The following is a 9,025-nucleotide window of genomic DNA, read 5'->3' as shown; positions in this document are numbered from 1 at the left end:
ATCACCACGCCAACGACGAGGGGCCCTGCCGCGTCACCGACACCCAGCTGACCAGGCCATTTCATCCTCCAGCACAGGATGAAAGACGCTCAGTGACCGTGCAAGGTCGGGTTCGAATCTGGCCGGGTTGACCGCGGCCAGTCGGCGCCGGATCGCGGTGGCTTCTTCCGCCGCGGTGAGAGCCTGCCCGAAGAGTCCGAGGGTGCCTCGGTAGAAGGCAAGATTGAGCAGCGACTGTGCTAGCTCGGGTTCGTAGACGGTGCTGCTCATACGCCAGATCTCCACTGCCCCTTCGGTGGCGCGTACGGCCTCCTCCAGCTGTCCGAGGTCCGCCAGATGGATCGCGCGATTGGACTGCTCGGTAGCGTGCTCGTACAGCGATCCGACGAGGTTGAGCAGCAGCTTGGCCAGGTCGTCTTCGTAGACCGGTGGGTGGTCCGCGATGTGGCGGCGGCGGATCTCCGAGGCCTCCTCGTTGGCGGCGAGAGCGTCTTCCGGCCGCCCTGCCTCCGACAGGCACTGCGCGAGCCACAGTAGTGACTCTGCAAGGTCGGGGGCCGTCGTCGTGTCGTCCACGGTGTGGCGGCGGCGGATCTCCACGGCTTCTTCGATAGTGGCAAGTGCCTTTTCCGGCTGCCCCGCCTCGGACAAGCGTCTCGCCAGGTTGTGCAGTGACTGTGCGAGATCGGCCTCGTGGGCCGTCACGTTGTCCACGGCCGGGGCGCGCAAGGCCTCTGTGAGCTGACGAGAAAGGCGCAGAGCGAGCGAGCCGACGACAGTGGATCGGTAGGGCAGCGCGGCTGTGGTTTCCCACAGCGTCCGGTGCTGCAGGGTGGTGGCGTCCAGGGCGATGTTGAGGTCATGCAGGACATGTTCACTGTTGGCGGCCCGGTTGGCGTTGTAGTGGGCGATGGCGGCACGGGCCAGGACGGTGATTCCCTGGCTCTGTTGGTCGGCGGAAGCCTTGGCCATGAGGGTGGGCAGTGGGGTGTCGGGGCCGGTGAGGGTGTCTGAGACGTGATACTCGGCGAGGCGGTCGGGTTGAAGGGAGCCCCAGTAGCGATCCGGTTCTGCCGGGTACAGGCTGGCCAGCCATGCCACGGTCAGGGCTGTCTTGGCCAGGGGCAGGCCGGGGATGGCGCTGATGACGCGGGCGGCCTCGTCTCTGGTCGTGGCTCCGCACAGGGCTGCGACGGCGACGGCCGCGGCCAGAGTGGTGGTGGGCAGGTTCAGTTTGAAGGCGGGGGCCTCCGCGCTGTCCTCCCAAAAACGGCCTTCGTGCTGTAGCAGGATTCCTTCTGGCGGCGTGCCGGGCGGTGTGTCGGCGGGTCTGGGGCCGCGCTGCAGGAGTGTCACCAAGGCGGTCAGTTGCAAGGTGAGTGCGTTGTCGTAGCGAGGGTCGCTCAGGTCGTCGGGGGGCGGGAGGGTTGCGGCCAGCGCCTTCCAGTCGTGCGCGGGCACGGTGGGGACGCGTGGCAGCAGGTGGGCGAGGCCCTGGGCCGCGAGCGTAAACGCGCTCAGCCGGTCCTTGATGGGCCCGCTGCGGGGGACGAGCGGGGCGAGCGGGACGACCGAGGCGGCGTCGAGCAGGCCGCGTACTGCGGGTGCAGCGTTGAGCGGGTCGGTGCGCCATCCGCCGTCGGAGCGGGCGAGCAACAACAGGCGCACGCGGTGGCGCGAGCGGTGCAGGTGGGTGATCAGGCGGCGCAGCAGGCGGGGGCGGGTCTCGGCGTAGTCGACGACGAGCAGCAGGGGTAGGGCGGTGGTCAGGGGGGTGAAGTCGGGTGGGGCATCGTGGTCGGTGAGGTCGGGGCGCAGGTGTCCGGTGACCCAGCCCTGGTGGCTGAGGAGGCTGGTGAGGTGGCGGGCCAGGCGGGTCTTGCCCTGACCACCGGGGCCGGTCAGTACCCGTACGCTCATCGCGGGGGGATCGTCCTGGCACCAGGAGCGCAGGGCGGCGACTTCGCTGTCGCGGCCGTGGAAGGTGACTGCTTCGGCATCGGCGCGCAGGAGTGCGGCCGGTGAATTCAGGTCGCGGTCGAATGCCGCAGGGGTGAGCAGGCCGACGGCTTCCACCGGTTCTAGGGCCGGCTCCCACCCGGTGTACTCGGCAACGATGGCGCGGAAGGTGTCGTCGGCGAGGAAGCGGGCTGCGGGAGTGGCGGTCAGGCGGGTGCCGCCGTCGGCCTGGCGGTCGCGGCGGACGATGCCGCACAGCATGTCCCCGCCCAGGCCGTCGTCGCTGAGGACGGCAGCCCCTGAGATGCCCGACCAGCGGCTCCCCGGCCTGCCTCCGGGCACGATGGCGGGGAGAGTGGGGTCGGTGCTGGAGATCTCGTAGCGGCCGGCCAGGGAGCCGGTACCGGGGGTGATGTGGCCGGTGAGCTGTTCGTCCAGGCGCAAGCCGTCGTCGGTGTCCTTCTGCATGCGGGGGAATCCGGTCAGGGTGACCAAGTGCGGACGGGTGCCGACCAGGAGTCCGAATCGCTGCGGCGGGCGGGTGAGCAGATCGCTGAGGGACTCCGGTGTCTGCCAGCCGTGGTTGTCGCCGACCTCGATCAGGGCGGCGTCCACCGTCTTGTCCAAGCGCTTCCAGCGAACGCTGGCGGGAAACTCCTGCCCGCCCGCGTCAGGCCGAGCCACCCTGAGCGCGTCCTGGTCGGCACGGTCCATACCGTCCACAACGTGAGCGGCTGTCAACACCAGCCGCGGCGCGATCAGGTACCCCGACCCGAAGCCCTGCTTGTCCGTGCCTGGCTTGCGGACCCGGATCTGCACCAGGCGGTCGAACTCCACAACATTCCCTCCCTGGCCCCCGCGTGAGGCCGGCCGGTCCTGGACGAGTTACTCCTCGTCGCTGACGTCGATGTCGCCGCCGCCGGGCAGGTGCGGTTGCAGCTTCACGGTCACTGTGTGGGTGGCCTTCCTGGCGCTCTCCTTCTTTCCTCCCAGGCTGATCACGCTCCACCGCAGTCCACCGTTGGCTCCCTTAGCGCTCGTCAGCTCCAGACCGAGGTCCAGAGTGATCTCCCCGAGCGTGAAAAGCACCCCCTGGTGGCTGGGACTCAACGGGTGGGCAATCCGGTCCTGGGCCTCGGCGATCTGTTCCCGCAGCAGGGCGATGGCGTCCGCCAGGTCCATCCACTCCTCGGCCGAGCCGGTTTCGCTACCCATCGCGATCCCCCTCCTTCTCGTCTCCTCCGCTGCCTGCGGCAGGAGATGTATCTGGCTCTTTCTCCTGGAACAACCGTGGAAACACACCGCTGGTCGGGTCACGCAGTGATCGGTGAGATTGCCGCGCCCGACTGGGGCCGTGCGTTCCGCCCCGATATGCGGTCTTCCCCATCCGGCTCCTCGGCGCAGTCCGGGGCACGCGTGGCCGCAAGGACCCGCCCCGTGGGGCGGATGGCTGTCGGCCTCGCAAGGGTCCACGTGGATCAGACCTGCGGGCCCTGGCCCGCGGAAATGGCTCCGCCGAGAGCGCATCCTGCCCCGGATCGCCGCAGGGTAATGAGCCCAGCCAGATGCCGGGGCCACCCTCGGTGGGGTGTAGAACGCACCATGGCCCGGCCGAGCTGCTACTGCCGCGTCGCCCGCCGCTACGAACGCGATCACCTGCTTTACCCCGCCTTCTGTGACTCGCCGCCTCACCACATGCCACAACGACCGACGAAGCTCACCACGCAGGACGGGGTCGCTGCGGGCATTCGGGACTCCGGCCGTGCATACACACTGCCGGCTTCCGTACCGGATCCCTGAGCCCATGGAATCCTGCCGGGTTGAGCGCCCATTTTCCCGGCACCACCTCCCCCGGCACTACCCTGCGTGGTAACAAATGCCCACAGATTCAGATGATTTGATCCATAGACGGAGCGCGGCTGGAGACCGTACGCGCCGGTGTGCGCCGAGAGCGCGTGCATGCCGAGTCGCGCGCCGAACTTGTACGGGCCCGCCCCGAGGCGGTACCGACCGCACGCCTTGCCGGGCCCGCAGAAGACCTCGGCAGCCGGGGCACGTCGGGGGATGGGGCGGGCCGTCGACGGGGACGGGACCCGGCGGGAGGTGGAGGCCTTCCCATACTTTGCGACGTCGGTGCTCGAGCCGGACGAGCAACCAGCTACGGGCGAGCGTATCGGCCTGGGACGTCCGTCATCCGTCATCGATGCTGCCGGCGGCCTCCAACCCGGCGATCTTCTCAGCCCGGGCGGCCCGGCGTTGATCCTTGGCATGGCGCGCCCGCTGCTCCCCGCGGCCACCACATGATGTTCCGGCCGAGCTTGCGTTGCCAGCTGGTTGGGAAAACGTAAGCGCACGCCTGTGGGGCACACGGCCCGCGGAACCGTGCCCGGCGGTGCACCCACGGCACCTCCAGCCAGCCCTGCGGCGTCCTCACCCACACCTGGCCCGAGTCGTGCGGGTTGCAGCGGACCTCCCACCGGGCTTTCTTGTCCTGCCGGGTGGTGCGCCGACCGCGGCAGTCGTTCAGCCACGGGTGGTCGAGGTCGTAGGTGCGGTAGTCGAGGACCGCCATTACATCGGCCGGTGGTCGGGGTGATCGCGGTGCGGCAGGGCGAGCATGCGACGTGTCCTGCGGGGAAACCCTCCGCCGAAGCACGCCAAGCAGTACGGATCATCTGCCGCGCTGACCGGGCTCGGGGCGCTCACACCAGCCCATCCCGCGCGGGCTGAGGTTGCGCCGCTTGGCGTCGACCTCGGCCAGCACCCCGGGCGACGGCCTATCCGCGTGGGTCGCGTTCGTCCTCGTCGAGGTGTGCCCGCAGGAACGCCACCAGATCATCGGTCACGGGCGGTCTCCGTAATAGCCATCGAGTTGGACGTTCAGTTCGGCGAGGTCTGGGTGTCGAGCGATCTGGCGCGCCTCGGACGCCTGGAACGCGTCTGCGAGGTGACGCGCGGCGGTGGCCAATTCGATTGTCCGGGCTGCTACTCGTCACGGGTGGCCGGGGCGCGCATGGCGGATGCGCGGAGGCGTTGCAACTGGGCCCAGAACGTGCCGCGTTGGTCGGGTGTCATCGCCATGTGCCTGTGCTACCGGATACCGGGCCGCAGGCGGAGTGCCCGGTGGTAGGTCTGCCGTACGGCCTCGGTCTCGGCCTCGGTGAGTGCCTGGTGTTGGCCGAGGGCCTGCGCGAGGTAGAGGACCACATCCTCGAGCTCGATGACGCGCTCCTCAAGCTGGGCGATGCGTTCCTGATTCGTCAGTCTCGCCATGGGCCCATCCTCCCGCGGCGGGGGCCCGCTCCGATAGGGGCCTCGGGCCCCATCGCCACCTCGGCGGCCCGGTTGGCAAGGGAAGACCGCCAGGCCAGCGCCGTACCCCACATGGAGAGAGTGGTGGGTGGTGGGACCGGCCGGCCAGGTCACGATCCGGTCAGAACCAGGGCGGCCCGACGGTCAGACGAGGAGTCGTGCTGGGATGCTGCCGGGCATGTCTGATGCCGAGTCGTCCCACACTCCCGTCGATGCCTGCGTCTATGCCAGCTGGCCCGAGACCGAACAGGCAAGGCGACGACGGTGGCTCCTGCCGCTCGCAACCGGCGTGAGTGGCCTGATCGCAGGAGCCGGGGTCGTGGGCCTGGCGTGGGGTGTGGCCAGCCACGGCGACAAGCCGGCGGCACAGGTGACCGCCAGCGCTTCTCCGTCGCCGTCAGCCGCGTCGTTCAACCTGACGGGCACGATGACGCTCAATCAGGAAACGCTGCAAAGCGGCTCCTGCTCAGGGCGTGGTGGGTACAGCGATATCAGCGACGGCACGGCGGTGACCGTATACGACGGCGGCGGTCAGGTGGTGGCGACCGGCCATTTGACCGCCGGGATCAGTGTTGGCCTGGCCTGCGAGTTCTCCGTGTTCGTCTCGGGAGTGCCCGCGGGTCCGCACTTCTACCAGGTGGAGGTCTCGCACCGAGGGAAGGTTACGGTCACGGCGGCGGATGCCCGGGCTGGACGGTTCGCGGCGACGCTGGGCTGACATGGCGACTCGCGCGCCGCGGACCACGTGGCCCTCGGCGGGGGCGCGTTGGGGAGCCCCCGCCCCGGGCGCGGGGCCGCTCGGGGTCTCTGAGGGGGGGCCGTCGGGGGCGGGCGGGGGGGGCGCGCGGGCGGGGTGGGGGGGGGGGGGGGCTGGTGCGCCGGCGGCGCGCGCGGCGGCGCTCGCCGCCCCCCCCCCCCCCCCCCCGTGTAGGGCCACTCCCCGCGCGGGACGGCGGTCATCGGGAAAGTAGCGACAGCGCGCCGTAGGTGCAGCCGATCCAGAGGATTGCTGCGCCGGTCGCGACGCTGGCGAGTTCGAGGAACGTCTCATCGGAGAGCCAACTCTGGATGCTTCGAACGATGACCATGTCTCATCCTCTCGCAACGGTGACCGCCCCGGCACATCCAACGGTGGCGGGCACTGGGTCATGCGGCCTTGATGTGGCGGGCGACCGCGAACAGCTTTGACTAGTCCCCCGCGAGGCCGATCTCCACGAGCCATTGCCGCAGCCGGCTGATGCCGCCCTGTACGAACTGGGCGGTACCGGTGCGGTGCATCTCCGTGAGGATCAGCGACGGGGAGACCGCGGCGATGCCGGAGCCTGCAAGGCGCACCCGCGCCGGCGAACACCATGCCGACGGGCGGTGCGATTGGGGTTGCCATGTTCTCCGGGCCGTGACCCGTGTGGATCTCGGAGGCGTCCTCTGTGAAGGTGGTGTCACGGAGGAAATGGAGCCGGTTCTCGATGGTCCACCTGTGACCGGGGGAGTGGGCCGGGCCGCTCGGATGAGACTTCCGAGAGGTCAGGTCGGTGATCGCGTAGACGGTCTGGCGGCTGACGGTGCCGGTCGCGAGATCGATGCGGTGACGCAGGATGCGGGCGGCCTGGGATGCGTGGGGAAGTCCAGGCCGAGGCTGGTGACGGTGAGTGCCCTGGTCGCGCGGGTCTTCCGGCGGGCGTGGTCGGCGTATTCATTACCACGGTGCTTCCTCACCTGTGTAGGGAGCAGCGGGTAGCGGTTTGCCGAGCAGGAACGATCTGACTGCCTGCTGGTATTCCTCGGGTTGGTTGATGTGGATACGGTGGCCGGCATCCGGGATCGGGAGCAGGACTGCGTTGGGCACGAGATCCCGGTACTCGCGGGTGACGTTCCAGCTGACGTAGTCGCACTTGGCGCGTAGCACGAGTACGGGGGCGGTCACTTTTCGCAAGGCGGGGCGAGGGTCGGGAGCTGTTCGGCTGTCCTCGTCTGTGGCGAGCAGGGCCCAGAATCCGACGCCTTTGGAGTTCTTCTCGTACTCGGGGGCGTGCCCATCTTGGCAGCCTGCGCTCATGTCGAGGTTGCCGATGTAGTCCTGGGCGATCCTGTCGAGTGTCCGTTCGGGTACCAGGGCGCTCACGGCCTGCGGGCCTGCGAGATTTAGGAGCTTCAGCACAAGCTGGAGCTCGGGGGTGTCGTTCAGGGCTTTGGTCGAGCTCGCGCTTCCCCCGGCAGTCAAGCCGCCGGTTCCCTTAAAGGCGGGCGACCAAATCGCGATCGGCGAGGAGATGACGGCCTTGGCTACCCGGTCCGGATGGACGGCCATGTAATTGGCGGTGAGCTTCCCGCCGAAAGAATTTCCGACAAGAATAATTTTGCTTGCTCCGAGCTTGGCGCGGATGGCGTCCAGGTCGGCGACATCTCGGGCAAGGGTGTAGTCGTATACGTTAGGGAGTCGGCTGGACAGGCCCGAGCCGACCTGCTGGTAGATGTAAACGTCGAATCCAGCGGCGGCGAGAGCATGGGCCAGAGGATCTTGCCGAACGTCTGGAGCGCCAGGCCCGCCGTGGACGACGATGACCGGTGGCTGCGAAGAGGGAACCGGAGGCCCGGTGTACGTGTAAGCGATACGAGAACTGGTGGGGAGATCCCAGAACCTTGTTGCCGCAGTCATCGGCATCTGGCGGTAGGAATGGCCCGGCGCGAGCAGGAGTGCGCCGACGGCTGCGGTAGCCACCAGTAGTGTCAGGGTAGTCGTGACCAGTGGGACGCGCTGTGAAGGCGGGTCGTGGGGCGCAAGTAGTCGCGCCGCCAGCCAGGACAGCCCTCCGGTGCAGCCTGTCAGCGTCAGGGCTCCAGCCGCAAGCGGCAGGAATCGGGTGTGAGTGAGGCCGAGAGTGAAGAACAGCGTCACGAGGCCGGCAGCCACCCCGAGAACTGCCGCGAGTGGAAGCAGTAGCCAGCTGGCGGTTCGACGGCTCGCAGCCGTTGCGGACCCCCGGTGCCTCTCCGTAGCCGAGGCTTCATTCGATCGTGCGACGGTCATATCGGGTGCAGTCCTTGGCCATTTCGCTGGGATCGAATCGCGTCCAGGGTCCGGCGGTGGCTATCAAAGCGCTCGCCAGATCGGCTGACAACAAATGCGAACAATAATGGGCGGCGACACCTGGCGTGGGGTACCTGCGCCAGGCGTCGCTCTGCAAGCACGGCACCTAGGGTGCGTCCGGCTGCCTGCTACTTCCCGACCGCCGGGGCCCAGCAAACATTTTCCTGGTCGCATACCCAGGAGGGAGCCGTCTGCGGGGCAGACGGCTGCCATCCCCCCAGGCTCCAGATGTTGTAGTCGGCGGCTCCGGCGCTGACCATGACGGCGGCTCCGGCGATGATGAGGGCGGCGCGGAGGCGCCTCGGCTTCTTGTGTTCCCGAGCTACTTCCGTGGCGTCGGTCATGTTTTCCTCGCTTTCTCTACTTTCGCAAAGGTGCGAATGCGAACAGGCCTCTTGTTGGGAAGGCCTGTGTGGGTGGCTAAATGTAAGGGCCTCAGTCGGCCATGGGTAGGCCCGGGTCTGTTTTTGAGGCCTGGGTCCCACGGGATTTCCGGCACGCGGGAACTGTGGTTGAGGTGCTGGAGGCGGGGCTGGCCTGCTGGCGTTACAGGTATCTGAGCTTGTCGTTCTACCCTCGGCGATCGACTCGAGGCTGTTCGGGCTGGTCCCCTGCATGGGGATCTGCCGGACAAGGAGACGGCCTCCGTCTCACGCTGTGTGATGT

The 9,025-nt window shown here is 68.4% G+C and carries 7 protein-coding genes; 1 reads left to right on the top strand and 6 read right to left on the bottom strand.

Annotated elements, in window-relative coordinates:
• Nucleotides 1-33 precede the first annotated feature (33 nt).
• From ACFV0G_RS07170 to ACFV0G_RS07160, 3 genes are all read right to left on the bottom strand, one after another.
• Nucleotides 34-2,796, bottom strand: coding sequence for a tetratricopeptide repeat protein (locus tag ACFV0G_RS07170; RefSeq protein WP_380542956.1), 2,763 nt, complete (start codon nucleotides 2,794-2,796; stop codon nucleotides 34-36).
• Nucleotides 2,797-2,844: 48 nt separating this feature from the next.
• Complete coding sequence (locus ACFV0G_RS07165) at nucleotides 2,845-3,174, bottom strand: trypco2 family protein (RefSeq protein ID WP_380542953.1); 330 nt, start codon at nucleotides 3,172-3,174, stop codon at nucleotides 2,845-2,847.
• A gap of 1,875 nt (nucleotides 3,175-5,049) precedes the next feature.
• Nucleotides 5,050-5,232: a hypothetical protein gene (locus tag ACFV0G_RS07160; protein WP_380542950.1), complete on the bottom strand. Its 183-nt coding sequence runs from the start codon at nucleotides 5,230-5,232 to the stop codon at nucleotides 5,050-5,052.
• A 217-nt stretch (nucleotides 5,233-5,449) separates the two neighbouring features.
• On the opposite strand from ACFV0G_RS07160, the gene ACFV0G_RS07155 reads away from it, so the two are divergent.
• Nucleotides 5,450-5,989, top strand: a complete 540-nt coding sequence (locus tag ACFV0G_RS07155; RefSeq protein ID WP_380542947.1) for a hypothetical protein — start codon at nucleotides 5,450-5,452, stop codon at nucleotides 5,987-5,989.
• Between the two features lie 238 nt (nucleotides 5,990-6,227).
• Here ACFV0G_RS07155 and ACFV0G_RS07150 read toward each other — a convergent pair whose 3' ends face one another.
• The 3 genes from ACFV0G_RS07150 to ACFV0G_RS07140 form a co-directional block, all read right to left on the bottom strand.
• Entirely contained in the window at nucleotides 6,228-6,359 is a 132-nt protein-coding gene (locus tag ACFV0G_RS07150) for a hypothetical protein (protein ID WP_380542944.1), read from the bottom strand.
• 100 nt (nucleotides 6,360-6,459) lie between these two features.
• Nucleotides 6,460-6,606 (bottom strand): hypothetical protein, encoded by a 147-nt coding sequence (locus tag ACFV0G_RS07145; RefSeq protein WP_380542941.1) that lies wholly within the window; start codon nucleotides 6,604-6,606, stop codon nucleotides 6,460-6,462.
• A 361-nt stretch (nucleotides 6,607-6,967) separates the two neighbouring features.
• Nucleotides 6,968-7,990: an alpha/beta fold hydrolase gene (locus ACFV0G_RS07140; protein WP_380542938.1), complete on the bottom strand. Its 1,023-nt coding sequence runs from the start codon at nucleotides 7,988-7,990 to the stop codon at nucleotides 6,968-6,970.
• Nucleotides 7,991-9,025 lie beyond the last annotated feature (1,035 nt).

The sequence above is a fragment of the Kitasatospora sp. NPDC059571 genome (assembly GCF_042735675.1).
Classification (GTDB): Bacteria; Actinomycetota; Actinomycetes; order Streptomycetales; family Streptomycetaceae; genus Kitasatospora.
Note: the sequence above shows the minus strand (reverse complement) of the source record. Positions and strands in the feature narration are given on the sequence as shown.